The organism is Pseudomonas sp. PDNC002, assembly GCF_016919445.1.
Taxonomy (GTDB): domain Bacteria; phylum Pseudomonadota; class Gammaproteobacteria; order Pseudomonadales; family Pseudomonadaceae; genus Pseudomonas.
Window position 1 is genome coordinate 2,855,199 of record NZ_CP070356.1, and the last position, 25,600, is coordinate 2,880,798.

Genomic DNA, 25,600 nt, shown 5'->3' on the forward strand with positions numbered 1-25,600 from the left:
GACTCAGGCCAGGGCGGCGGCGTAGAGGTCGGGCTTGAAGCCGACCAGGGTGCGATCACCCAGGTCCAGCACCGGACGCTTGATCATCGACGGCTGCGCCACCATCAGTTCGATGGCCTTGGCCTGGTCGATATCGGCCTTCTGTGCGTCGTCGAGCTTGCGGAAAGTAGTACCGGCACGGTTCAGGACAATCTCCCAGCCATGCTCGTTGCACCATTGCTCCAGGTGCGCGCGGTCTATTCCGCTAGTCTTGTAGTCGTGGAAGGCGTAGTCGACGCCATGTTCTTCCAGCCAGGTACGGGCCTTCTTCATGGTGTCGCAGGCTTTGATTCCATACAGCGTCCGCTCACTCACGGGGCGCTACTCCTTTTCGATGCTTTTTTCAGGCGCGGGATTATGCCATTTCCCAGCGCCTTGCGGGACGCCGCCGGGAGGCCGGCGTGTTGCAACAGTTTTTTGCCCGAAGCGTGGCTGATCCACGCCGCGATGGGTGCTTCAATGGATGGCTGTGTTGGAGTTCGACGATGCAAACCGTTTACACCGTGCTGATCCTGCTGCTGGTCGTGGGTGGAACCCGGCTAGCGGCGCAGCTGATTCCGCTGCCCTTGCCGTTGATCCAGATCGCCGCTGGCGCCGCGCTGGCCTGGCCGAGCCTGGGGCTGCATGTGGCGCTGGACCCGGAACTGTTCATGTTCCTGTTCATTCCGCCGCTGCTGTTCGCCGACGGCTGGCGCATGCCCAAGGGCGAATTCTGGAAGATGCGCTGGCCGATCCTCACCCTGGCCTTCGCCCTGGTGTTGTTCACGGTGCTCGGCGGCGGGGTCTTCATCCACCTGTTGATTCCAGAGATTCCCTGGGCTGCGGCTTTCGCCTTGGCAGCAGTGCTGTCGCCCACCGATGCGCTGGCGGTGTCGGCCATCGCCCAGGATCGCCTGCCCAGGCGGCTGATGCATGTGCTGCAGGGGGAGGCGCTGATGAACGACGCCTCGGGCCTGGTCGCCTTCAAGTTCGCCCTCGCCGCAGCCATGACCGGCACCTTCTCGCTGATGGATGCCAGCCTGAGCTTCCTGCTGGTGGCCATCGGTGGCCTGGCCTGTGGTGTATTCCTCAGCTGGCTGCTGGGGCGCATCCGTGGCTGGATGATCCGCCGCGGCTGGGACGACCCGGCCACCCACGTGGTGCTGATGCTGCTCCTGCCCTTCGCCTGCTACATGATCGCCGAGGATCTCGGCGTCTCCGGCATTCTCGCGGCGGTGGCGGCCGGCATGATGCAGAGCTGGGTCGACCTGCTGCCGCGGCAGACCAACACCCGCCTGCTCAACCGTAGCGTCTGGTCGATGCTGGAGTTCGCCTTCAACGGCGTGGTGTTCCTGCTGCTGGGCCTGCAGTTGCCGGACATTCTCAAGTCCGTCTCGCACCACGCCGATGATGTGATGTGGCGCTCGTCGCTCTTGGCCTTCTACGTGCTGGCAGTATTCGCCGTGCTGCTGTTGCTGCGCTTCGGCTGGGTCTGGTGCTACTGGAAGGTGTCGGTGCGCTTCGAGCGGTGGTGGGGAATCGAGCTGGGCGGCCGGTCCGGCGAGCCAGTGCTGCGGTTGTCGGCAATCTCGGCTCTGGGCGGCGTGCGCGGGGCGGTGACGCTGGCCGGCGTGCTCTCTGTCCCGTTGTTGTTGCTCGATGGCTCGGCCTTTCCGCAGCGCGACCTGATCATCTTCATTGCCACGGGGGTGATCCTGGTCTCCCTGATCGCTGCCACCATCGGCTTGCCGATCCTTCTGCGTGGCTTGCCGGCCGCCAGCAACGATCAGCGCGAACGCGAGGTGCAGTCGGTGTGGCGCAAGACCGCGGCGGCAGCCATCCATATGCTGGAAAGCGAGGAAATGCCCGCGCGCGACGGGGCCGATGCGGAGGAAGCGGCGCGTCTGGCGGAAGTCCGGGCGCGGCTGATGGCCGAGTATCGCCACGAGCTGGACCCGGCACCGGATACCCAGGAAGCCCGCGAGCGCGCCCGCAGCCTGGAGCTGGCGGATCAGGCGCTGCGCATCAAGGCGCTGCGGGCCCAACGGTTGGAGCTGTATCGCATGCGCCGCGAGCATGAGATCGACGACGAGACCATGCGCGAGGTGCTGGGCGAGCTGGACAGCCAGGAGGCCTGGGTGACCAGCAAGGCGGGGCGGTGGGTCTAGCGAAAGGGTTTTCGTAGGAGCGGAACTTTTCCGCGATCACCGCAACCGCGGTGCAACCCATGGGGCACCGGCCAGCCGGCCGGATCGCGGATAAGAGCCGTTCCTACGAGGGCTCGAAGTTACAGGCTTTGAACGAACTTCTTGATGCGCTCTGCTGCTTCCACGCATTCCGCCAACGGAGCCACCAGCGCCATGCGCACGCGGTTGGCGCCGGGGTTCTCGCCGTTCACTTCGCGGGACAGGTAGGAGCCCGGCACCACGGTGACGTGCTGCTGGTCGAACAGGCCGCGGCAGAACTCGGTGTCGGCCACCGGGGTTTTCGCCCACAGGTAGAAGCTGCCGTCCGGGCGCTGCACGTCGAGCACGCCGCCGAGGATATCCAGCACGGCGTCGAACTTCTCGCGGTACAGGTCGCGGTTGGCGCGCACATGGTCTTCGTCCTTCCAGGCCGCGACGCTGGCCAGTTGGGTCTGAACCGGCATGGCGCAGCCGTGGTAGGTGCGGTACAGGAGGAATTTCTTCAGTACCTCGGCATCGCCGGCGACGAAGCCCGAGCGCAGGCCCGGCAGGTTGGAGCGCTTGGACAGGCTGTGGAACACCACGCAGCGCTTGAAGTCGTTGCGGTCCAGTTCGGCGCAGGCGGTCAGCAGGCCGGCCGGCGGGTTCTGTTCGTCGAAGTACAGTTCGCTGTAGCACTCGTCGGCGGCGATCACGAAGTCGTGCTCGTCGGCCAGGGCGATCAGCTTCTTCAGGGTTTCCAGCGGCACCAGCGCGCCGGTGGGATTGCCTGGCGAGCAGAGGAAGAGGATCTGGCAGCGCGCCCAGATATCCGCCGGGACGGCGTCGAAATCCGGGTTGAAGCCATTGTCTTCCAGGCAGGGCAGGTAGTGCGGCTCGGCGCCGGCCAGCAGGGCCGCGCCTTCGTAGATCTGGTAGAACGGGTTCGGGCTGATTACCAGGCCCTTGGCGTTGCGGTCGACCACGGTCTGGGTGAAGGCGAACAGCGCTTCACGCGTGCCGTTCACCGGTAGAACGTGGCGCGCGGCGTCCAGCCAGCCGGCCGGCACCTTGAAGCGGCGCTCGCACCAGGCGGCGATGGCTTCGCGCAGGGCCGGAATGCCCAGGGTGGTCGGGTAGACAGCCAGTTGGTCGAGGCTATCGGCCAGGGCCTTGGCGACGAAGTCCGGCGAGCGGTGCTTGGGCTCGCCGATGGACAGCGCGATCGGCTTGAGGTCCGCCGGCGGCTGGGCGCTGGCCAGCAGGGCACGGAGCTTCTCGAAGGGGTAGGGCTGGAGCGAGTCGAGGGCAGGATTCATGGGCAAGGCTCTTTCTTTTCAAATACTGACTAGATGCTGATGCGCACCGGCATGCTCTGCTGGCCGCTGTCCGAGAGAATGTCCACCAGGGCGGTCTGGATGCGTTTGCACAGCTCGGGGTCCGAGAGCGGCTGGTTGTGCGCATCGGTGACGAAGAACACGTCTTCCACGCGCTCGCCCAGGGTGGCGATCTTGGCGTTCTGCACTGACAGGTCGAAGTCGAGGAACAGCCCACCGATCCGCGCCAGCAGGCCAGGGCGGTCGGGCGCGGTGACTTCCAGCACGCTGACCTGGCGCGCCGCGTCGGTGGAGATGGTCACCTGCGGGGCGAAGGCGAAGTGCTTGAGCTGGCGTGGAACGCGGCGCTGGATGATGTTCGGGTAGTCGTCCGGATCTTTCAGTGCGTTGACCAACCCTTCGCGAATCTCCGCGACACGGGAGGGATTGTCGCCAATCGAGCCGCCATCGGCGTCGAGCACTATGTAGGTGTCGAGGGTGAACAGGCTGGTGGAGGTGATGATCCGCGCATCCTGAATGTTCAGGTTGAGCTGGTCCATCGCCGCCACGGTCACGGCGAAGAAGTCGTGCTGGTCGGCGGCATAGATGAAGATCTGCGTGCCGCCCTCAAACTCGCGCTGGGCGGTTTCCTTGATCAGCACCAGCGGCGTGCCGTCGTCCGGGTGCTGGAGAATGGCCTCGGTGTGCCAGGCGACGTCGGCGGCGGTGTGGCGCAGGAAGTAGTCGTCGCCCAGCTGGCTCCAGAGCTGCTCGGCGTCGTCCTGATCGATGCCACCGCGCACCAGGATGTCGATGGCCGCGCTCTGCGTCTGGCGAATCTGCTCCTCGCGGTCCACCGGGTTCTCCAGGCCGCGGCGCAGGGCGCGCTTGGTCTCGGTGTAGAGCTGGCGCAACAGGCTGGCGCGCCAGGAGTTCCACAGTGTCGGGTTGGTGGCGTTGATGTCGGCCACGGTCAGCACGTAGAGGTAGTCCAGGTAGGTCTGGTTGCCCATCAACTGGGCGAAGTCGTAGATCACCTGCGGATCGGACAGGTCCTTGCGCTGCGCGGTGGTCGACATGATCAGGTGGTTCTGCACCAGCCACGACACCAGGTTGGTGTCCCACGGCGGCAACTGGTGACGCTGGCAGAAGTGTTCGGCGTCCACCGCGCCCAGTTCCGAGTGGTCGCCGCCGCGGCCCTTGGCGATGTCGTGGTAGAGGCCGGCGATGTAGATCAGCTCGGGCTTGGGCAGGCGCTCCATGATCTTGCTGGCCAGCGGGTACTTCTCCGCCATGTCCGGGCGGCGCAGCTTGCGCAGGTGCTTGATCAGGTTGAGGGTGTGGGCGTCCACCGTATAGATGTGGAACAGGTCGTGCTGCATCTGCCCGACGATCAGGCCGAACTCCGGCAGGTAACGGCCGAGGATGCCGTAACGGTTCATCCGCCGCAGGTTGCGGTGGATGCCTTCCTTGCACTTGAACAGCTCGATGAACAGGCTGGTGTTGCGGATGTCGTGGCGGAAGTCATCGTCGATCAGGTGGCGGCTGTCGCGCAGCAGACGGATGGTGTCGGCCCGCACGCCTTTTATCTCGGGGTGCTGGGCGAGCAGTACGAAGATTTCCAGCAGGGCGAAGGGCGTGCGCTTGAAGACGTTGACGTGGGTGACTTCCAGGTAGCCGTCGCGCAGTTGGAAGCGGCTGTTGAGCGGCTGGATCTGGCCATTCTCGCCGGCCCGCAGGATCACCTCCTCGAAGTGCTGGGTGATCAGGTCGTTCAGCTCGGACACCGCCATGACGACGCGGTAGTACTTCTGCATGAAGCGCTCGACCGCCAGCTTGGCATCGTTGCCTTCATAGCCGAGCATCCCGGCGATGCGCCGCTGGTGGTCGAACAGCAGGCGGTCCTCGGCGCGGCCGGCGAGCATGTGCAGGGCGTAACGGACCTTCCAGAGGAACTCCTGGCTGGAGGCCAGTACCGCGCATTCGCTCTCGACCAGGAAGCCCTCGCGCACCAGCGCGTGCAGGTTGAGGCTGCCGAAATGCCGGCGGGCCACCCAGAGCAGCGTCTGGATGTCGCGCAGGCCGCCGGGCGAACCTTTCACGTTGGGTTCGAGGTTGTATTCGGTGTCGTTGTATTTGGTGTGGCGGTGAATCTGCTCCTTGCGCTTGGCGAGGTAGAACTGGCCGCTGGGCCACATCTGCTTCGCGCTGGTGGCTTCGAGCATGCGCTGACGCAGGCTGTCCGGGCCGGAGATGGTCCGGCACTCCATCAGGTTGGTCACCACCGTCAGGTCGGCGCGCGCCTCTTCGGCGCATTCGGCCACCGAGCGCACGCTCTGGCCGACTTCCAGGCCGATGTCCCAGAGCAGGGTGAGGAAGCCTTCGATGGGGGCGCGGAAAACCTCCTGGTCCTCGCTGTCGAGCAGGATAAGCAGGTCAATGTCCGAGTGCGGGTGCAGTTCGCCGCGCCCGTAGCCACCCACGGCGACCAGTGCGATGTCGGCGTCGTCGCCCCAGTCGAAGCGGTTCCAGGCCTGCTGCAGGATCTGGTCGACGAACCAGGCGCGGTCCTCGATCAGCCGACGGATGTCGCGGCCGCCGCTGAAACGGGTGTCGAGCACTTCATTGGCCTGGCGAATCGCCTTCTTGAACGCGGCGATAGGGCTGGTTTTGAGGGCCAGTTCCGCCTGGAACTGCCCACGGTCGAACAACTCGGGATCCACCTGCGGCATGGCGGCCTTCCTGATTCAGGGATAGAGGGAGGGCAGGGGCAAGAGAGTGATCGGACCTGGGCGCGTGGCGCCAGGCCCGACGACAGTGCCGGGCCGGGATTTCTATGTTCTACCCAGCCGTCGGCGAGATTGCAAACCGCGACTCAGGCAGCAGAAGTACGCGGGAAGCTTTCGTCGTTGCGCAGGGTCAGGATCTCGTAGCCATCGGCGGTGACCAGCACGGTGTGCTCCCACTGCGCGGACAGCTTGCGGTCCTTGGTAATGGCGGTCCAGCCATCGCCCAGCAGGCGGGTTTCCGGGCGGCCCTGGTTGATCATCGGCTCGATGGTGAAGATCATGCCTTCCTTGAGTTCCAGGCCAGTGCCGGCGCGGCCGTAGTGCAGCACCTGCGGCTCCTCGTGGAACACCTTGCCGATGCCGTGGCCGCAGTATTCGCGTACCACGGAGAAGCCGTTCTTCTCGGCGTACTTCTGGATCACTTCGCCCACATCGCCCAGGCGCGCGCCCGGCTTGACCAGCGCAATGCCCTTGTACATGCATTCCTGGGTGATCTGGCAGAGGCGGTCAGCCCATTCCGGGGTCTTGCCGACCGAGAACATCTTGCTGGTGTCGCCGTGGTAACCGTCCTTGATCACGGTGACATCGATGTTGACGATGTCGCCTTCCTTGAGCGGCTTCTCGTTGGGAATGCCGTGGCACACCACGTGGTTGATCGAGGTGCAGATGGACTTGGGGAAGCCCTTGTAGTTCAGCGGCGCCGGGATGGCCTTCTGCACGTTGACGATGTAGTCGTGACAGATACGATCCAGTTCATCGGTGGTAACGCCGGGCTTGACGTGTTCGCCGATCATTTCCAGCACTTCGGCGGCCAGACGGCCGGCGACGCGCATTTTCTCGATGTCTTCGGGCGTCTTGATGGTGACGGTCATGCGAATGCTCTTCAGGCGCTGCGAACGCGCGGGTAATGAGAGGAATACGCAAGTCTATCAGATTTACGCCCCTTCTTTTAAGGGCGAACGGGTGACGGATGCCTCTGCGGGTTTCGTTACGGTCAAGGTTGTGGTATAAAGCGCCCCGCTCCGGAGGCTACGGTCATTTCGGGGCATTAACCCACACATGCATCGACACGATGGCCTGGGTGCCTTTCGACACGTTCGGAGGGTTGGCCGTTGGGATGCATGGAGGCCTAACCCGACTTATCGAGGAACTATCATGTCCCAAGTCAACATGCGCGATATGCTGAAGGCCGGTGTGCACTTCGGCCACCAGACCCGTTACTGGAACCCGAAAATGGGCAAGTTCATTTTCGGCGCGCGCAACAAGATCCACATCATCAACCTCGAAAAAACCCTGCCGATGTTCAACGAGGCCCTGACCTTCGTTGAGCGCCTGGCCCAGGGCAAGAACAAGATCCTGTTCGTCGGCACCAAGCGTTCCGCTGGCAAGATCGTCCGCGAAGAAGCTGCCCGTTGCGGCATGCCCTACGTTGACCACCGTTGGCTGGGCGGCATGCTCACCAACTACAAGACCATTCGTCAGTCGATCAAGCGTCTGCGCGAGCTGGAAGTTCAGTCTCAGGACGGTACTTTCGCCAAGCTGACCAAGAAAGAAGCCCTGATGCGCAGCCGTGATCTGGAAAAACTGGATCGCAGCCTGGGCGGCATCAAGGACATGGGCGGCCTGCCGGACGCTCTGTTCGTGATCGACGTTGACCACGAGCGCATTGCTATCACCGAAGCCAACAAGCTGGGCATCCCGGTCATCGGCATCGTCGATACCAACAGCAGCCCGGAAGGCGTTGACTATGTTATCCCGGGTAACGACGACGCCATCCGCGCCGTACAGCTGTACCTGGGCTCGATGGCTGAAGCCGTACTGCGTGGCAAGAACGCCGGTGGCGTGACTGCTGACGAGTTCGTCGAAGAAGCACCGGCCGAATCCGCCGAAGGCTGATTCCAGGACGTCCAGACGTCCTACGGTGAGCAGGAAGGGGGCTAGGCCCCCTTTTTGCCACCCCGAAAATTCCGCCCGGGCATCCGGGCGATCTGGTTTTGAGAGCAACTCAAGAGGATTTCGAAATGGCAGAAATTACTGCAGCACTGGTCAAGGAACTGCGTGAGCGTACCGGCCAGGGCATGATGGAGTGCAAAAAGGCACTGGTAGCCGCTGAAGGCGACATCGAAAAAGCCATCGACGATATGCGCGCTTCGGGCGCCATCAAGGCTGCCAAAAAGGCTGGCAACATTGCCGCCGAAGGCGCCATCGCCGCCAAAGTCGCTGACGACGCCAAGTCCGCTACCATCATCGAAGTCAACTCGCAGACCGACTTCCTGGCTCTGCAGGACGACTTCAAGAACTTCGTGGCTGCCAGCCTGGACAAAGCTGTCGCTCAGAAGCTGACCGACGCTGCTCCGCTGATCGCCGAGCAAGAGCCGGCCCGTGAAGCCCTGGTTGCCAAGTGTGGCGAGAACGTCAACATCCGTCGTCTGGCTCGCGTAGAAGGTGACGTGGTTGGTGCCTACCTGCACGGCCACCGCATCGGCGTCCTGGTTACCCTGAAGGGCGGCAATGCCGAACTGGCTCGCGACATCGCCATGCACGTCGCTGCCAGCAACCCGCAGTTCCTGGATCCGTCGCAGGTTTCCGAAGAAGCCGTTGCCAAAGAGAAGGAAATCTTCCTCGCTCTGAACGCCGACAAGATCGCCGGCAAGCCGGAAAACATCGTCGAGAACATGGTCAAAGGCCGTATCTCGAAGTTCCTGGCCGAAGCCAGCCTGGTCGAGCAGGCCTTCGTCAAGGATCCGGAAGTCAAGGTGGGTGATCTGGCCAAGAAAGCCGGCGCCGAGATCGTTTCCTTCGTTCGTTACGAAGTAGGCGAAGGCATCGAGAAAGTCGAAGCCGACTTTGCTGCCGAGGTTGCTGCTCAAGTAGCCGCTTCCAAGCAGTAATAGACAGTCTCACGACTGTCGCCCCGCAAGAGGCTGCCCGCTAACGCGCGCGGCCTCTTTGCCAAACTGGGGAAGCCAAAAGGGCGGCTTCCGCGGCGCAACCCCGCCAGGCGGGTTTAAAGGCGCCGTAAGGCTGGCTGGTCCAAGCTTTCCGCAAAGCGCCCACAAGGCGCACAGCATTCAATCGCCGCAGGAGAAATAGGTCATGGCTCAGCAGCTGAGCGCTCGTCAACCTCGCTATAAACGCATTCTTCTAAAACTGAGCGGCGAAGCCCTGATGGGCTCCGAGGAGTTCGGCATCGATCCCAAGGTGCTGGATCGTATGGCCCTGGAAATCGGCCAGCTCGTGGGAATCGGTGTCCAGGTCGGCCTGGTTATCGGTGGTGGCAACCTGTTCCGTGGCGCTGCGCTGTCCGCAGCGGGCATGGACCGTGTCACCGGTGACCACATGGGCATGCTCGCCACCGTGATGAACGGCCTGGCCATGCGTGACGCGCTGGAGCGTTCCAATATCACCGCTATCGTCATGTCCGCCATCTCCATGGTCGGCGTGACCGATCACTACGACCGCCGCAAGGCCATGCGCCACCTGAAGAGTGGCGAAGTGGTGATCTTCTCCGCCGGTACCGGCAACCCCTTCTTCACCACCGATTCCGCCGCCTGCCTGCGCGCCATCGAAATAGATGCTGACGTAGTGCTCAAGGCGACCAAAGTGGACGGCGTGTACACTGCCGACCCGTTCAAGGACCCGAATGCCGAGAAATTCGAACGTCTGACGTACGATGAAGTGCTCGATCGCAAGCTGGGTGTGATGGACCTGACGGCCATCTGCCTGTGCCGGGACCAGAAAATGCCGCTGCGCGTGTTCAACATGAACAAGCCCGGTGCGCTGCTGAATATTGTTGTAGGTGGTGCTGAAGGCACCCTGATCGAGGAGGATTGAGATGATCAACGAGATCAAGAAGGAAGCACAGGATCGTATGGGCAAAACCCTGGAAGCCCTGGGTCATGCCTTCGCCAAGATTCGTACCGGCCGTGCGCACCCGAGCATCCTGGATAGCGTGATGGTGTCCTACTACGGCTCCGACACGCCGCTGCGCCAGGTGGCCAACGTGACCGTGGAAGATTCCCGCACCCTGGCCCTGAGCGTGTTCGACAAGAGCATGATCCAGGCGGTCGAGAAGGCCATCATGACCTCCGACCTGGGCCTGAATCCGGCGACCGCCGGTACCACCATCCGTGTGCCGATGCCGGCCCTGACCGAGGAAACCCGCAAGGGCTTCACCAAGCAGGCTCGTGCCGAGGCCGAGCAGGCTCGTGTTTCCGTGCGCAACATCCGCCGCGATGCGCTGGCCCAACTGAAGGACCTGCAGAAAGAGAAGGAGATCAGCGAGGACGACGAGCGCCGCGCCGGTGACGACATCCAGAAGATCACCGACAAGTTCGTCGCTGACATCGAAAAGGCCCTCGAGGCCAAGGAAGCGGATCTGATGGCCGTCTGACGGCCGGGCTCTCGTCATGGAAAAGACCAAGCAGGTGACGCCCGTGCCCCGGCACGTGGCGATCATCATGGACGGCAACAACCGCTGGGCGAAGAAGCGCCTCATGCCTGGCGTCGCCGGGCACAAGGCCGGCGTGGATGCCGTCCGTGCCGTGATCAAGACCTGTGCTGAGGCCGGCGTCGAAGTGCTGACGCTGTTTGCCTTCTCCAGCGAGAACTGGCAGCGCCCGGCCGAAGAGGTCGGCGCGCTGATGGAGCTGTTCCTCATGGCCTTGCGCCGCGAGGTGCGCAAGCTCAGCGCCAACGGTATCCGCCTGCGCATCATCGGTGACCGCAGCCGCTTCGCACCTGAGTTGCAGGCGGCCATGCGCGAGGCCGAGGCACTGACCGCCAACGGCAGCAGCATGCTGTTGCAGGTGGCAGCCAACTATGGCGGCCAGTGGGATATCACCCAGGCGGCGCAGCGCCTTGCCCGCGAGGTGCAGGCCGGCCATCTGGCGGCTGAGGAAATCACCCCGGAACTGATCCAGGGCTGCCTCTCCACAGGCGACCAGCCATTGCCTGACCTGTGCATCCGCACCGGCGGTGAGCACCGCATCAGCAACTTCCTTCTCTGGCAGCTGGCCTATGCCGAGCTGTATTTCTCCGATCTCTACTGGCCCGACTTCAAGCACGAAGCCATGCAGGCTGCGTTGCAGGATTACGCCTCTCGTCAGCGCCGCTTCGGCAAGACCAGCGAGCAGGTCGAGGCCGAGGCCCCCCCGACATGTTGAAACAACGAATCATCACGGCGCTGATCCTCCTGCCGATCGCGCTGGGTGGTTTCTTCCTGCTCGACGGTGCGGCGTTCTCGCTGTTCATCGGCCTGGTGGTCGGCCTTGGCGCCTGGGAATGGGCTCGCCTGGCCGGTTACAACGAACAGTCTGCCCGCGTCGGCTATGCCGCCGTGGTCGCCGGGCTGATGATGGTGCTGGCCTGGCTGCCGCAACTGGCCGGTGCTGTGCTGGTGCTGGCGTTGCTCTGGTGGGTGTTGGCGACTGTCATGGTGCTGACCTATCCGGACAGCGCGTCGAGCTGGGGTGGCCGTTGGCGCCGTCTGCTGATCGGCCTGCTGATCCTGCTGCCGGCCTGGCAGGGCCTCGTACTGCTGAAGCAGTGGCCGCTCTCCAACTGGCTGATCGTCGCCGTGATGGTGCTGGTCTGGGCTGCCGATATTGGCGCCTATTTCTCCGGCAAGGCCTTCGGCAAGCGCAAGCTCGCCCCGAAGGTCAGTCCGGGCAAGAGCTGGGAAGGTTTCTTCGGTGGTATGGCACTGTGCCTGCTGATCACCGTCGGCGTGGCGATCTACCGTGACTGGACCGTTCGCGAGCTGCTGCTGGCACTGCCCTGCGCCGCCGTCGTGGTGGCCCTGTCGGTCATCGGTGACCTCACCGAAAGCATGTTCAAGCGCCAATCGGGGCTGAAGGACAGCAGCAACCTGCTGCCTGGCCATGGTGGCGTGCTGGATCGTATCGACAGCCTGACCGCAGCGATTCCGGTGTTCACCGCGTTGCTGTGGGCCGTGGGCTGGGGTGCGCCGTGAGTCGGCCGCAATGGATCACCGTGCTGGGGGCGACCGGTTCGATCGGCCTCAGCACGCTCGACGTCATTGGGCGTCATCCTGATCGTTACCGCGTCTTTGCGCTGAGCGGTTTCTCCCGCCTGGCGGAACTGGAGGCACTGTCCCTCCGTCATCGGCCACGTTTTGTGGTGGTGCCGGAGGTCGAGCAGGCCAGGGCTCTGCAGGATCGCTTGATCTCTGCGGGGCTCGATGCGCGCGTGCTGGTCGGCGAGGCCGGTCTTTGCGAGATTTCCGCCCATCCCGACGTGGATGCGGTGATGGCCGCCATTGTCGGTGCTGCCGGCCTCAAGCCCACGCTGGCGGCCGTCGAGGCAGGCAAGCGCGTGCTGCTCGCCAACAAGGAGGCGCTGGTGATGTCCGGCGCGCTGTTCATGGATGCAGTGCGAGCCAGTGGTGCCGTGCTGCTGCCTATCGACAGCGAGCACAACGCGATCTTCCAGTGCATGCCAACGGATTACGCGCGCGGGCTCGATGCCGTGGGCGTTCGGCGCATCCTGCTGACTGCCTCGGGCGGCCCGTTCCGCGAGACGCCGCTGGAGCAGTTGGCCCAGGTTTCTCCGGAGCAAGCCTGCGCGCACCCCAACTGGTCGATGGGGCGGAAGATTTCCGTCGACTCGGCCAGCATGATGAACAAGGGCCTGGAGCTGATCGAGGCCTGCTGGCTGTTCGATGCGCCGCCGTCGAAAGTCGAGGTGGTGATCCATCCGCAGAGCGTGATCCATTCCCTGGTGGATTACATTGACGGCTCGGTATTGGCCCAGTTGGGTAATCCGGATATGCGCACGCCTATCGCCCATGCCCTGGCCTGGCCGCAGCGCATCGAATCCGGCGTTTCGCCACTGGACCTGTTCTCCGTTGCGCGCCTGGACTTCACGGCGCCCGATGAACAGCGCTTTCCCTGTCTGCGCCTGGCGCGCCAGGCGGCGGAGACGGGAGGAAGCGCGCCGGCCGCGCTCAACGCCGCGAATGAGGTGGCCGTAGCGGCATTCCTCGAGCGGCGCATCCGCTTCACAGAGATCGCGGTTATCATCGACGAGGTGCTGAACCGCGAGGCGCATGCGCCGGTCGAATCGCTCGATGCGGTGCTGGCGGCCGATCAGCGGGCGCGCGGCGCCGCACAGGCGTGGTTGCAGGAACGCGGGCTTTGAGGCCCAGGAGGTAGCGATGAGCGCCATGTATATGGTGGTGGGGTTGATAGTCGCCCTGGGCGTACTGGTCACTTTCCACGAATTCGGGCACTTCTGGGTGGCCCGTCGCTGCGGGGTCAAGGTCCTGCGCTTCTCCGTGGGCTTTGGCACGCCGCTGGTGCGCTGGCACGACCGGCAGGGCACCGAGTTCGTCGTTGCGGCCATTCCGCTGGGCGGCTACGTGAAAATGCTCGACGAGCGGGAAGGGGATGTCCCCGATGAACTGCTCGACCGCGCCTTCAACCGAAAAACCGTGTTCCAGCGCATCGCAATCGTCGCTGCCGGCCCCATCGCCAACTTCCTGCTGGCCATTCTGTTCTTCTGGATCCTGGCGATGCTGGGCAGCCAGCAGGTCAAGCCGGTCATCGGTTCCGTCGTGGCGGACAGTCCCGCGGCTCAGGCCGGTCTCGCGGCAGGGCAAGAGCTGGTGGCGGTGGATGGCGAGGCGGTCGACGGCTGGGGTAGCGTCAATCTCCAGTTGGTGCGCCGGCTGGGTGAAACCGGCGAGCTGAGCGTTTCGGTGATGGACCAGGGCTCGACTGCGCCCTCCGTGCATCAGGTGCGAATCAGTTCCTGGCTGAAGAACGAAGAGAACCCTGACCCCATCGGTGGTCTGGGAATCCAGCCGTGGCGACCCTCTGTCGCACCGGTGATCGCCGAGCTGGACGACAAGGGGCCGGCCAAGGCTGCGGGCATGCAGATTGGTGACCGTATCGTCAGTCTCGATGGTCAGCCGGTCACGGATTGGCAACAGCTCGTGGAGCGGGTGCGGGCGAAGCCCGAGGGCAAGGTCAACCTGGTCGTCGAGCGCGCCAGTCAGCGTGAAGAGCTCACTCTGACCCTTGCGGCCAAGGGGGAGGGCAAGGCCCGCACCGGTTACCTGGGCGCAGGTGTCGCGGCGGGGCAGTGGCCGGCGGAGATGCTTCGCGAAGTGAGCTACGGACCGGTAGCCGCAGTCGGTCAGGCGCTCTCCCGAACCTGGTCCATGAGCCTGCTAACTCTGGATTCTCTAAAGAAAATGGTGCTTGGGCAGCTCTCGGTAAAAAACTTGAGCGGGCCGATAACCATTGCTAAAGTGGCGGGCGCTTCAGCCCAGTCCGGCGTAGGGGATTTTCTGCATTTCCTCGCCTATCTGAGCATCAGTTTGGGGGTTCTCAACCTGTTGCCGATTCCTGTCCTCGATGGCGGGCATCTGCTGTTCTACATGGTCGAGTGGGTGCGAGGTCGCCCATTGTCGGAGCGGGTCCAGGCTTGGGGGATGCAGATTGGCATCAGCCTGGTAGTCGGGGTCATGTTGTTGGCCCTGGTCAACGATCTGAGTCGACTGTAACCGCCATTGGATTTCGGATCTGCCGCCATTTGCGGCAGATTCTCTATTTGTCAGTTGGAATAAAAGGACTCCATGAAACGCTTTCTGCTTCCCGCGGCCCTTTCCGCGCTGATGATCGCCCAGGTTCACGCCGAGTCCTTCACTGTTTCCGATATCCGGGTCAACGGCCTGCAGCGCGTGTCTGCCGGCAGCGTATTCGCGGCACTGCCGCTGAACGTCGGCGAGCAGATCGACGATCGCCGCCTGGTCGAAGCGACCCGCTCGCTGTTCAAGACCGGTTTCTTCCAAGACATCCAGCTCAGCCGTGATGGCAATGTGCTGATCGTCAACGTCGTCGAGCGTCCGTCGATTTCCAGCATCGAAATCGAGGGTAACAAGGCCATTACTACCGAAGACCTGATGAAAGGTCTGAAGCAGTCCGGTCTGGCCGAAGGCGAAATCTTCCAGCGCGCGACTCTCGAGGGCGTGCGTAACGAACTGCAGCGCCAGTATGTGGCTCAGGGCCGTTACTCCGCGGAGATCGAAACCGAAGTGGTCCCGCAGCCGCGCAACCGCGTGGCACTGAAGATCAACATCAACGAAGGCACCGTGGCGGCCATCGCCCATGTCAACGTGGTGGGCAACACCGTCTTCTCCGAAGAAGACCTGACCGATCTGTTCGAGCTGAAGACCACCAACTGGCTGTCCTTCTTCAAGAACGACGACAAGTATTCCCGCGAAAAGCTCTCCGGCGACCTGGAGCGTTTGCGCTCCTACTACCTGGACCGTGGCTACATCCACATGGATATCGCCTCCACCCAGGTTTCCATCACGCCGGACAAGAAGCACGTCTACATCACTGTCAACGTCAACGAAGGCGAGAAGTACACCGTCAGCGACGTGAAACTCTCCGGTGACCTCAAGGTGCCGGAAGAGGAAGTGAAGAAGTTGCTTCTCGTCAAGAAAGGCCAGGTGTTCTCCCGCAAGGTGATGACCACCACGTCCGACCTGATCACCCGCCGCCTGGGTAACGAGGGCTATACCTTCGCCAACGTCAACGGCGTGCCCGAGCCGAACGACGAGAACAAGACCGTATCGATCACCTACGTGGTCGATCCGGGCAAGCGCGCCTACGTCAACCGCATCAACTTCCGTGGCAACACCAAGACCGAGGACGAAGTACTCCGTCGTGAAATGCGCCAGATGGAAGGCGGCTGGGCCTCGACCTACCTGATCGACCAGTCCAAGCAGCGCCTCGAGCGCCTGGGCTACTTCAAGGAAGTCAACGTCGAGACGCCGGCCGTGCCGGGTACCGACGACCAGGTGGACGTCAACTACAGCGTGGAAGAGCAGCCGTCCGGCTCGATCACCGCGAGCGTGGGCTTCGCTCAGAGCGCCGGTCTGATCCTCGGTGGCTCCATCAGCCAGAACAACTTCCTAGGTACCGGTAACAAGGTCAGCCTCGGTCTGACCAAGTCCGACTACCAGACCCGTTACAACTTCGGTTTCGTCGACCCCTACTGGACCGTCGACGGCGTGAGCCTGGGTTACAACGCCTTCTACCGCAAGACCGACTACAGCGATCTCGATGTCGATGTGGCCAGCTACTCGGTGAACAGCCTGGGCGCCGGCGTCAGCATCGGCTATCCGATCAGCGAGACCTCGCGCCTGACCTACGGCCTGACCGTTCAGAAGGACGAGATCGACACCGGCGTCTACACCGTCGACGAGATCTTCGACTTCATCCAGCAGGAAGGCGACAGCTTCACCAACTTCAAGGCGTCCATCGGCTGGTCCGAATCGACCCTGAACAAGGGCGTGTTGGCGAACCGTGGCCATTCCCAGAGCCTGGTGCTGGAATCCACCATTCCGGGCAGCGACCTGTCGTTCTACAAGCTTGACTACCGCGGCCAGATTTTCGCTCCGCTCACCGAGAACTACACCATGCGCTTCCACACCGAACTCGGTTATGGCGGCGCTTACGGTGATACCGATCGCCTGCCGTTCTACGAGAACTACTACGCTGGTGGCTTCAACTCGGTGCGTGGCTTCAAGGACAGTACACTCGGACCGCGCAGCACGCCCAGCACGGGCCATAACAAGGATACCGAGGCGGACCCGGACCAGGATCCGCAGGCCTTCGGTGGTAACATCATGATCACCGGCGGTGCCGAACTGCTGTTCCCGCTGCCCTTCGTGAAGGACCAGCGCCAGCTGCGTACCGTACTGTTCTGGGACGTGGGTAACGTGTTCGATACCGATTGCCCGCTCTCCACCACCCAAGGGTGTGACGGCGTCAAGTTCCAGGATATGGCGATGTCCGCTGGTGTGGGCCTGACCTGGATCACCGCCCTCGGTCCGCTGAGCTTCAGCCTGGCAACTCCGATCAAGAAGCCGGACAACGCCGAAACCCAGATCTTCCAGTTCTCCCTGGGACAGACCTTCTAATTGGCCGTATCGTTGTAATGACAACCATGCTTTGTGCAGGAGTGCATCGTGCGTAAGTTGACCCAGTTCGTCCTGATCACCGCAGCCCTGGCGGCGAGCCCCGCGTTCGCCGACATGAAGATCGCGGTGCTCAACTATCAGATGGCACTCCTCGAGTCCGATTCGGCCAAGCAGTACGCCGTGGACGCGGAGAAGAAGTTCGGCCCCCAGCTGAACAAGCTCAAGGCCCTGGAGAGCGATGCCAAGGCTCTGCAAGACAAGCTGGTGAATGGCGGCAGCAAGATGTCCAATGCCGAGCGTGAAAAGGCCGAGGGTGACTTCAAGCAGAAAGCCCGCGACTTCCAGTTCCAGTCCAAGGAGCTGAACGAAGCCAAGGCCGTCGCTGATCGCGACATGCTGAAGAAGCTCAAGCCGAAGCTGGACCAGGCCGTCGAGGAAACCATCAAGAAAGGTGGTTATGACCTCGTGGTCGAGCGTGGCGCCGTGGTGGACGTGAAGCCGCAATACGACATCACCCGCCAAGTCATCGAGCGCATGAACCAACTGCGTTGATGATGACCCAGCTGTCTTTTACCCTCGCCGAACTGGCTGCGCAGCTCGATGCAGAGCTGCGTGGCGATCCTGCCCTGGTGATTCACGGACTGGCTACCCTGCAGGACGCCGGTGCCGACCAACTGAGTTTCCTGGCCAATCCGCAGTACCGTAAATTCCTCGGCGACAGCCAGGCAGGCGCCGTCCTGCTGACGGCTGCAGACGCCGAAGGCTATGCCGGCAATGCGCTGATCGTAGCCAATCCCTACTTGGCCTATGCCGGCCTGTCCCACCAGTTCGACCGTAAGCCCAAGGCGCCGGTTGGCATTCATCCCACCGCGGTGGTCGATGAGGGTGCGCAGATCGATGCGACTGCCAGCATCGGTCCCTATGCCGTGATCGAAGCCGGTGCCCTGATCGGCGCAGGCGTCACCGTGGGGGCTCACTGCTTCGTCGGCGCGCGCAGCGTGATCGGCGATGGCGGCTGGTTGGCTCCGCGCGTGACCCTTTATCACGATGTGCGCATCGGCAAGCGCGTGGTGATCCAGTCGGGGGCCGTTCTGGGCGGCGAAGGCTTCGGCTTCGCCAATCACAAGGGTGTCTGGCAGAAGATCGCGCAAATCGGTGGCGTAACCTTGGGTGATGACGTCGAGATCGGCGCCAATACCACCATCGACCGTGGCGCGCTCTCCGATACCCTGGTGGGTAACGGTGTGAAGCTGGACAACCAGATCATGATCGCCCACAACGTGCAGATCGGTGACCACACGGCCATGGCCGGTTGCTGCGGCATTTCCGGCAGCGCCAAGATCGGCAAGCATTGCATGCTGGCTGGCGGTGTCGGGTTGGTCGGTCACATCGAGATCTGCGACAACGTTTTCGTTACCGGTATGACCATGGTCACCCGTTCGATCACCGAACCGGGCTCCTATTCCTCCGGTACCGCCATGCAGCCTGCGGCTGAATGGAAGAAGAGCGCCGCGCGTATTCGTCAGCTGGATGACATGGCCCGTCGTCTGCAACAGCTAGAAAAGCGCCTGGCCGCCGTGACCCCGAGTGGCAACGCTCCATCAGATGCGTGAGTCACGCATTTTTTGGCGTTTCCCTTTTCTGAACAGGCTCCCCTGAACATGATGGACATCAACGAGATTCGCGAATACCTGCCTCATCGCTACCCTTTCCTGCTGGTGGATCGGGTGGTCGAGCTGGACATCGAAGGCAAGCGCATTCGCGCCTACAAGAATGTCAGCATCAACGAGCCGTTCTTCAATGGCCACTTCCCGCAGCACCCGATCATGCCGGGCGTGCTGATCATCGAGGCCATGGCCCAGGCCGCCGGCATTCTCGGTTTCAAGATGCTCGACGTGAAGCCGGCCGATGGCACCCTGTACTACTTCGTCGGCTCCGACAAGCTGCGCTTCCGCCAGCCAGTGCTGCCGGGCGATCAATTGCAGCTCAACGCCCAGTTCCTCAGCGTCAAACGCGGCATCTGGAAGTTCGACTGTAATGCCACCGTCGATGGCAAGCCGGTATGCTCGGCCGAAATCATCTGTGCGGAACGCAAACTATGAGTTTGATCGATCCTCGCGCCATCATCGACCCGCGCGCAAAGCTGGCTGACGACGTAGAAGTGGGCCCCTGGTCCATCGTCGGGCCGGATGTGGAGATCGGCGAAGGTACGGTGATCGGTCCGCACGTGGTGGTCAAAGGCCCCACGAAGATCGGTAAGCACAATCGGATTTTCCAGTTCTCCAGCGTCGGTGAGGACACTCCCGACCTGAAGTACAAGGGAGAGCCGACACGCCTGGTAATTGGCGATCACAACGTGATCCGCGAGGGTGTCACCATCCACCGCGGCACCATCCAGGATCGCTCGGAAACCACTATCGGCGACCATAACCTGTTCATGGCCTACGTCCACGTCGGTCATGACAGTGTGATCGGCAATCATTGCATCCTGGTGAACAACACCGCGCTGGCGGGTCACGTGCATGTCGATGATTGGGCAATCCTGTCGGGTTATACCCTGGTGCACCAGTTCTGCCGGATTGGCGCCCACGCCTTCTCCGGCATGGGAACGACCATTGGCAAGGACGTTCCGGCCTATGTGACCGTCTTCGGCAATCCAGCCGAGGCGCGTAGCATGAACTTCGAAGGCCTGCGCCGTCGCGGTTTCAGCGCCGAATCGATCCAGGCGCTGCGCCGGGCCTACAAGGTGGTCTACCGCCAGGGCTTGACCGTGGATGAGGCGCTCGCCGAATTGGTCGAAGTCTCAGCGCAGTTCCCGGAAGTCGCCGTGTTCCGCGACTCCATCCAGAGCTCCACCCGCGGCATCACCCGCTGACCATGCAACCGACCGCTCGCAAGCTGCGCGTCGCCCTGGTCGCGGGCGAGGCGTCCGGCGATATCCTCGGCTCCGGCCTGATGCAGGCGCTCAAGCAGCGTCACCCCGACATCGAGTTCATCGGTGTCGGTGGTCCGCGCATGCAGGCCGAAGGGCTGCAATCGCATTTCCCAATGGAGCGTCTGGCCGTCATGGGTCTGGTCGAGGTCCTCGGCCGCCTGCGTGAACTGCTGCGCCGCCGCAAGGATCTGGTGCGGATGCTGATCGCGGCCAAGCCGGATGTGTTCATCGGCATCGATGCGCCGGACTTCAACCTCAACATCGAATTGAAGCTGCGCCGTGCGGGCATCCGCACGGTGCACTACGTCAGTCCGTCGGTATGGGCCTGGCGGCAGAAGCGCGTGCTGAAGATCAAGGAAGCCTGCGACCTGATGCTCGCACTGTTCCCGTTCGAGGCGCGCTTCTACGAAGAGCATGCCGTGCCGGTGCGCTTCGTCGGCCATCCGCTGGCCAATACCATCCCGCTGGAAGCCGACCGGACCGGTGCGCGCGACCGCTTTGGCCTGCCACAGGACGCCTGCGTCGTGGCGCTGTTGCCGGGCAGCCGGGGGGGGGAGGTCGGCAAGCTCGGTGCCTTGTTCCTCGATACTGCCGAACGCCTGCTGGCGGCTCGCCCGCAGCTGCGCTTCGTACTGCCTTGCGCCAGTCCCGAGCGCCGTGCGCAGATTGAGGAAATGCTGGTCGGTCGTGACCTGCCCGTGCAGTTGCTCGACGGTGCTTCCCACGACGCCCTGGCCGCCTGCGACGCGGTGCTGATCGCCTCGGGGACTGCGACGCTGGAAGCGCTGCTGTACAAGCGGCCGATGGTCGTCGCCTACAAGGTGGCGCCGATGACCTACCGCATTCTCAAGCGTCTGGTGAAAAGCCCTTACATCTCGCTACCGAACCTGCTGGCCGGTCGCCTGCTGGTGCCAGAGCTGATCCAGGACGCGGCAACGCCGGACGCGCTGGCCGCTACTTTGCTGCCGCTGCTTGATGACGGCAGTGTGCAAACCGAATCCTTCGACGCCATCCACCGCGCTTTGCGCCAGGATGCGTCCGCGCAGGCCGCCGAAGCGGTACTCGCCCTGGTGGAGAAACGCTGATGCAGATGGGGCTTGATTTCACCCTGGTGGAAGAGCTGGTCGCCGGTGTCGACGAAGTGGGTCGCGGACCGCTGTGCGGTCCGGTGGTCACCGCGGCGGTGATTCTCGATCCAGCTCGTCCGATCAGCGGTCTGAACGACTCCAAGAAGCTCACCGAGGCTCGCCGTGAAAAGCTCTTCGACGAGATTCGCGAGAAGGCCCTCGCCTGGTGCATCGCTCGTGCTGACGTGCACGAGATCGACCAGCTGAATATCCTCCACGCCACCATGCTGGCGATGCAGCGGGCCGTCGAAGGCTTGGCTGTCACCCCGAAACTGGCACTGATCGACGGCAATCGCTGTCCGAAACTGCAGGTGCCGTCCGCCCCCGTGGTGCAGGGTGATGCCAAAGTGCCGGCCATTGCAGCTGCCTCGATCCTGGCCAAGGTCAGCCGCGACCGTGAGATGCAGGAAATGGAAGCGCTCTACCCGGGCTACGGCATCGGCGGTCACAAGGGCTATCCGACGCCGGTGCACCTCGAAGCCCTGAAGCGGTTGGGGGCGACGCCGATTCACCGGCGCTCCTTCGGTCCGGTGCGTGAGGTACTGGAAAACGCCGGCGGCATTCTGTAACACCCTGTTATTGCTCTGAAATTCCTCCGGGCAGCGCTGTGCCTGCACCTTGGGTCGCCTCGTGCGGCGGCTGGCCCATAGATCCCTGTAGCTTTACGGATAGCCCCGGTACAATCCGGGGCTTGCCGTTTTTCGCGTTTGCCAAGGACCACCATGACCGCCACCTTCGTTCACCTGCGTCTGCACACCGAATTCTCCCTGGTCGACGGCCTGGTGCGGGTCAAGCCGCTGATCAAGGCGGTCGGCGGGGCCGGTATGCCGGCGGTGGCGGTGACCGACCTGAGCAACATGTGCTCGCTGGTGAAGTTCTACAAGACGGCCATGGGCGGTGGCATCAAGCCGATCTGCGGCGCCGACATCTGGCTGGCCAACCGCGACGAGGACGGCCCGCTGACCCGTCTGACCCTGCTGGCGATGAACGCCAAGGGCTACCGCAACCTGACCGAGCTGATTTCCCGCGGCTGGCAGGACGGCCAGCGTAACGGCGAGATCATCATCGAGCGCGAGTGGGTCAAGCAGGCGGCCGAGGGCCTGATCGCCCTGTCCGGCTCCAAGGAAGGCGAAATCGGCCTGGCGCTGCTGGCAGGTGACAATACCCTGGCCGACTCGCTGCTGGCCGAGTGGTGCGAGCTCTTCCCGGATCGCTTCTACCTGGACATCCAGCGCACCAACCGGGTCAACGACGAGGAGCATGTACACGCTGCCGTGGCCTTGTCCGAGCGCAGCGGCGCGCCGCTGGTGGCGACCAACGACGTGCGCTTCATCAAGCCGGAAGACTTCGAAGCCCACGAAACCCGCGTATGCATCGGCGAAGGCCGGGCGCTGGACGACCCGCGCCGCTCGCGCTCCTATTCCGACCAGCAGTACCTGAAGAGTCCGGCCGAGATGGCCGAGCTGTTCAGCGATATTCCCGAGGCACTGGAAAACTCCGTCGAGATCGCCAAGCGCTGCAACATCGATGTGCAGCTGGGCAAGTACTTCCTGCCCAACTTTCCGATCCCTTACGACGACATGGACATCAACGACTACCTGCGCCATGTCTCCTATGAGGGCCTGGAGGAGCGCCTGGCGGTGCTCTGGCCGAAGGAAACCACACCGAACTACGAAGAGAAGCGGCAGATCTACGTCGATCGCCTGGAGTTCGAGCTGGGCACCATCATCCAGATGGGCTTCCCCGGCTACTTCCTGATCGTGATGGACTTCATCAAATGGGCCAAGAACAACGGCGTGCCGGTGGGCCCCGGCCGTGGATCGGGTGCCGGCTCGCTGGTCGCTTACGTGCTGAAGATCACCGACCTCGACCCGCTTGCCTATGACTTGCTGTTCGAGCGATTCCTCAACCCCGAACGTATTTCCATGCCCGACTTCGACGTCGACTTCTGCATGGAAGGCCGCGACCGGGTGATCGACTACGTGGCCGGCGCCTACGGTCGTAACGCGGTCAGCCAGATCATCACCTTCGGCTCCATGGCCGCGAAGGCGGTGGTGCGCGACGTGGCGCGGGTGCAGGGCAAGTCCTACGGCCTGGCCGACAAACTGTCGAAGATGATTCCCTTCGAAGTGGGTATGACCCTGGAAAAGGCCTACGAGCAGGAAGAGATGCTCCGCGACTTCCTCAAGTCCGACGAGGAAGCCCAGGAAATCTGGGACATGGCGCTCAAGCTGGAAGGCGTCACCCGCGGTACCGGCAAGCACGCCGGCGGCGTGGTGATCGCGCCGACCAAGCTGACCGACTTCGCGCCCATCGCCTGTGACGAAGAGGGTGCCGGCCTGGTAACCCAGTTCGACAAGGACGACGTGGAAGCTGCTGGCCTGGTGAAGTTCGACTTCCTTGGCCTGCGCACCCTGACCATCATCAAGTGGGCGATGGAGATCATCCATCGCAAGCAGCAGAAGGCCGGCGACCCGAATCTGGTCGACATCGACCGCATCCCGCTGGACGACAAGAAGACCTACGACCTGCTGCAGAAGGCGGAAACCACCGCGGTCTTCCAGCTTGAATCGCGCGGCATGAAGGAGCTGATCAAGAAGCTCAAGCCAGACTGCCTGGAAGACCTCATCGCACTGGTGGCGCTGTTCCGTCCCGGTCCGCTGCAGTCGGGCATGGTGGACGACTTCATCAACCGTAAGCACGGGCGCGCGGAGGTTTCCTACCCGCACCCGGATTACCAGTACGCGGGCCTCGAGCCGGTGCTCAAGCCCACCTACGGCATCATCCTGTACCAGGAACAGGTGATGCAGATCGCCCAGGTGATGGCGGGCTATACCCTCGGCGGCGCGGACATGCTGCGCCGGGCAATGGGTAAGAAGAAGCCCGAGGAAATGGCCAAGCAGCGCGGCGGCTTCATCGAGGGCTGCTCGAACAACGGCATCGACAAGGAACTCTCGGGCAACATCTTCGACCTGGTGGAAAAGTTCGCCGGCTACGGCTTCAACAAGTCGCACTCGGCCGCCTACGGCCTGGTGTCCTACCAGACCGCCTGGCTGAAGACACACTGGAAGGCGCCGTTCATGGCCGCGGTACTCACCGCGGATATGCAGAACACCGACAAGGTGGTGACTCTCATCGAAGAGTGCCGCCACATGAAGTTGCGCATCCTGGCGCCGGACGTGAACAACTCCGAGTTCCGCTTCACGGTCGATGATGACGACCAGATCGTCTACGGCCTCGGCGCGATCAAGGGCGTCGGCGAAGGCCCGGTGGAAGCCATCACCGAGTGCCGCAACGAGGGCGGGCCGTTCAAGAACCTGTTCGACTTCTGCGACCGTATCGACCTCAAGCGCGTCAACAAGCGCACCCTGGAGGCACTGATCCGCGCCGGTGCGCTGGATCGCCTCGGCCCGCACTTCCATGAAGAGCAGAAGGCCTACCACGCCCACGTCGACATCAACCGTGCGGTGTTGCTGGCGTCCATGGAAGAGGCCGTCAAGGCCGCCGAGCAGACCTCGCGCAGCCACGACAGCGGCCACATGGACCTGTTCGGCGGTGTGTTCGCCGAGCCCGAGGCGGACGTCTACGCCAACCATCGCAAGGTCAAGGAGCTCAACCTCAAGGAGCGCCTGAAAGGTGAGAAGGACACCCTTGGCCTGTACCTGACCGGTCACCCGATCGACGAGTACGAAGGCGAGGTGCGACGTTTTGCCCGCCAGCGCATCGTCGAGCTGAAACCTGCCCGTGACACCCAGACCGTTGCCGGTCTGATCGTCAACCTGCGGGTGATGAAGAACAAACGCGGCGACAAGATGGGCTTCGTGACCCTGGACGACCGCTCCGGCCGTATCGAAGCCTCTCTGTTTGCCGAGGCCTTCGCCGCCAACCAGGCGCTGCTGCAGACTGATGCGCTGGTGGTGATCGAGGGCGAAGTCAGCCAGGACGATTTCTCCGGCGGCCTGCGCCTGCGCGCCAAGCGCGTGATGGGCCTGGAAGAGGCCCGTACTTCGCTGGCCGAGAGCCTGCGCGTGCGTGTCCATGCCGATGCGCTCAAGGGCGACCGCCTGCGCTGGCTGGCCGATCTGTGCACCCGCCACCGCGGCAGTTGCCCGGTCACCGTCGACTACAGTGGCGAGTCCGCGCGCGCGTTGCTGCAGTTCGGTGAGCAGTGGCGGATCGACCCGGCAGACAACCTGATTCAAGCGCTGCGTGACCAGTTCGGCCGCGACAACGTCTTCCTGAACTACCGCTAGCGCGGCGGTGGCCAAACGCCGCCCGCTTGCCAGTCTCGAC

At 63.1% G+C, this 25,600-nt stretch carries 21 protein-coding genes; 17 read left to right on the forward strand and 4 right to left on the reverse strand.

Annotated features, from left to right (window positions below; all coding sequences use genetic code 11):
• Positions 1–3: 3 nt before the first annotated feature.
• On the reverse strand, positions 4–354 hold the full coding sequence (locus tag JVX91_RS13175; protein ID WP_205339634.1) for an ArsC family reductase: 351 nt from the start codon (positions 352–354) through the stop codon (positions 4–6).
• A 170-nt stretch (positions 355–524) separates the two neighbouring features.
• On the opposite strand from JVX91_RS13175, the gene JVX91_RS13180 reads away from it, so the two are divergent.
• Entirely contained in the window at positions 525–2,186 is a 1,662-nt protein-coding gene (locus JVX91_RS13180) for a Na+/H+ antiporter (RefSeq protein ID WP_205339635.1), read from the forward strand.
• A gap of 119 nt (positions 2,187–2,305) precedes the next feature.
• On the opposite strand, the gene dapC is transcribed toward JVX91_RS13180, so the two are convergent.
• The 3 genes from dapC to map all read right to left on the reverse strand — a co-directional run bounded on the left by dapC (position 2,306) and on the right by map (position 7,160).
• Complete coding sequence (gene dapC, locus JVX91_RS13185) at positions 2,306–3,502, reverse strand: succinyldiaminopimelate transaminase (protein ID WP_205339636.1); 1,197 nt, start codon at positions 3,500–3,502, stop codon at positions 2,306–2,308.
• A gap of 29 nt (positions 3,503–3,531) precedes the next feature.
• Positions 3,532–6,231: a [protein-PII] uridylyltransferase gene (locus tag JVX91_RS13190; protein WP_205339637.1), complete on the reverse strand. Its 2,700-nt coding sequence runs from the start codon at positions 6,229–6,231 to the stop codon at positions 3,532–3,534.
• A 143-nt stretch (positions 6,232–6,374) separates the two neighbouring features.
• The gene (gene map, locus JVX91_RS13195; RefSeq protein ID WP_205339638.1) at positions 6,375–7,160 is read right to left on the reverse strand and encodes a type I methionyl aminopeptidase; all 786 of its coding nucleotides are present in this window, start codon (positions 7,158–7,160) and stop codon (positions 6,375–6,377) included.
• 283 nt (positions 7,161–7,443) lie between these two features.
• On the opposite strand from map, the gene rpsB reads away from it, so the two are divergent.
• From rpsB to dnaE, 16 genes are all read left to right on the forward strand, one after another.
• Positions 7,444–8,184: a 30S ribosomal protein S2 gene (gene rpsB / locus JVX91_RS13200; protein ID WP_045210003.1), complete on the forward strand. Its 741-nt coding sequence runs from the start codon at positions 7,444–7,446 to the stop codon at positions 8,182–8,184.
• 125 nt (positions 8,185–8,309) lie between these two features.
• Positions 8,310–9,179 (forward strand): translation elongation factor Ts, encoded by an 870-nt coding sequence (gene tsf / locus JVX91_RS13205; protein ID WP_205339639.1) that lies wholly within the window; start codon positions 8,310–8,312, stop codon positions 9,177–9,179.
• Between the two features lie 205 nt (positions 9,180–9,384).
• Positions 9,385–10,122: a UMP kinase gene (pyrH, locus tag JVX91_RS13210; protein ID WP_017521181.1), complete on the forward strand. Its 738-nt coding sequence runs from the start codon at positions 9,385–9,387 to the stop codon at positions 10,120–10,122.
• Between the two features lies 1 nt (position 10,123).
• Complete coding sequence (gene frr / locus JVX91_RS13215; RefSeq protein WP_205339640.1) at positions 10,124–10,681, forward strand: ribosome recycling factor; 558 nt, start codon at positions 10,124–10,126, stop codon at positions 10,679–10,681.
• A 16-nt stretch (positions 10,682–10,697) separates the two neighbouring features.
• Positions 10,698–11,453: a polyprenyl diphosphate synthase gene (gene uppS, locus JVX91_RS13220; RefSeq protein WP_205339641.1), complete on the forward strand. Its 756-nt coding sequence runs from the start codon at positions 10,698–10,700 to the stop codon at positions 11,451–11,453.
• Positions 11,447–12,262, forward strand: a complete 816-nt coding sequence (locus tag JVX91_RS13225) for a phosphatidate cytidylyltransferase (protein WP_205339642.1) — start codon at positions 11,447–11,449, stop codon at positions 12,260–12,262. The genes uppS and JVX91_RS13225 overlap by 7 nt, the downstream gene beginning before the upstream one ends.
• Positions 12,259–13,449: a 1-deoxy-D-xylulose-5-phosphate reductoisomerase gene (gene ispC / locus JVX91_RS13230; RefSeq protein ID WP_205339643.1), complete on the forward strand. Its 1,191-nt coding sequence runs from the start codon at positions 12,259–12,261 to the stop codon at positions 13,447–13,449. Before JVX91_RS13225 ends, ispC begins: the two co-directional genes overlap by 4 nt.
• A 16-nt stretch (positions 13,450–13,465) precedes the next feature.
• On the forward strand, positions 13,466–14,818 hold the full coding sequence (rseP, locus tag JVX91_RS13235) for a sigma E protease regulator RseP (RefSeq protein ID WP_205339644.1): 1,353 nt from the start codon (positions 13,466–13,468) through the stop codon (positions 14,816–14,818).
• 72 nt (positions 14,819–14,890) lie between these two features.
• On the forward strand, positions 14,891–17,245 hold the full coding sequence (gene bamA, locus JVX91_RS13240) for an outer membrane protein assembly factor BamA (RefSeq protein ID WP_205339645.1): 2,355 nt from the start codon (positions 14,891–14,893) through the stop codon (positions 17,243–17,245).
• Positions 17,246–17,293: 48 nt separating this feature from the next.
• Entirely contained in the window at positions 17,294–17,797 is a 504-nt protein-coding gene (locus JVX91_RS13245; protein WP_205339646.1) for an OmpH family outer membrane protein, read from the forward strand.
• The gene (lpxD, locus tag JVX91_RS13250) at positions 17,797–18,858 is read left to right on the forward strand and encodes a UDP-3-O-(3-hydroxymyristoyl)glucosamine N-acyltransferase (protein ID WP_205339647.1); all 1,062 of its coding nucleotides are present in this window, start codon (positions 17,797–17,799) and stop codon (positions 18,856–18,858) included. Before JVX91_RS13245 ends, lpxD begins: the two co-directional genes overlap by 1 nt.
• Before the next feature lie 48 nt (positions 18,859–18,906).
• On the forward strand, positions 18,907–19,347 hold the full coding sequence (gene fabZ / locus JVX91_RS13255) for a 3-hydroxyacyl-ACP dehydratase FabZ (RefSeq protein WP_024766076.1): 441 nt from the start codon (positions 18,907–18,909) through the stop codon (positions 19,345–19,347).
• The gene (lpxA, locus tag JVX91_RS13260; RefSeq protein WP_205339648.1) at positions 19,344–20,120 is read left to right on the forward strand and encodes an acyl-ACP--UDP-N-acetylglucosamine O-acyltransferase; all 777 of its coding nucleotides are present in this window, start codon (positions 19,344–19,346) and stop codon (positions 20,118–20,120) included. The genes fabZ and lpxA overlap by 4 nt, the downstream gene beginning before the upstream one ends.
• Before the next feature lie 2 nt (positions 20,121–20,122).
• Positions 20,123–21,265 carry a lipid-A-disaccharide synthase gene (lpxB, locus tag JVX91_RS13265; protein WP_205339649.1) on the forward strand — a complete coding sequence of 381 codons (1,143 nt, stop codon included), beginning with the start codon at positions 20,123–20,125 and terminating at the stop codon, positions 21,263–21,265.
• Positions 21,265–21,876: a ribonuclease HII gene (rnhB, locus tag JVX91_RS13270; RefSeq protein ID WP_205339650.1), complete on the forward strand. Its 612-nt coding sequence runs from the start codon at positions 21,265–21,267 to the stop codon at positions 21,874–21,876. The genes lpxB and rnhB overlap by 1 nt, the downstream gene beginning before the upstream one ends.
• 153 nt (positions 21,877–22,029) lie before the next feature.
• Positions 22,030–25,560 (forward strand): DNA polymerase III subunit alpha, encoded by a 3,531-nt coding sequence (gene dnaE / locus JVX91_RS13275; protein WP_205339651.1) that lies wholly within the window; start codon positions 22,030–22,032, stop codon positions 25,558–25,560.
• Positions 25,561–25,600 lie beyond the last annotated feature (40 nt).